Origin of the sequence: Bacillus sp. SIMBA_005 (assembly GCF_046535585.1) — a bacterium.
Classification (GTDB): domain Bacteria; phylum Bacillota; class Bacilli; order Bacillales; family Bacillaceae; genus Bacillus; species Bacillus pumilus.
This window is the reverse complement of the sequence record NZ_JAWRWI010001351.1, coordinates 1-215: the sequence shown is the minus strand read 5'-3', so window position 1 is coordinate 215 and position 215 is coordinate 1. Positions and strand designations below refer to the sequence as shown.

The following is a 215-nucleotide window of genomic DNA, read 5'->3' as shown; positions in this document are numbered from 1 at the left end:
GGACCAGTATCTCCAGTTACACCAGTGGTTCCAGTAGGACCGGTATCTCCGGTTACACCAGTGGCTCCAGTAGGACCTGTATCTCCAGTTACACCAGTAGGTCCCATTGGACCTGTATCACCAGTTGCGCCAGTTACACCAGTAGGACCAGTATCTCCAGTTGCCCCAGTAGAACCTGTATCTCCAGTTACACCAGTAACTCCAGTAGGACCGGT

The 215-nt window shown here is 52.6% G+C and carries 1 protein-coding gene; it reads right to left on the bottom strand.

Annotated elements, in window-relative coordinates; all coding sequences use genetic code 11:
- On the bottom strand, window positions 1-215 hold a 215-nt coding region (locus SB660_RS24470), incomplete at both ends, for a hypothetical protein (RefSeq protein ID WP_410585266.1).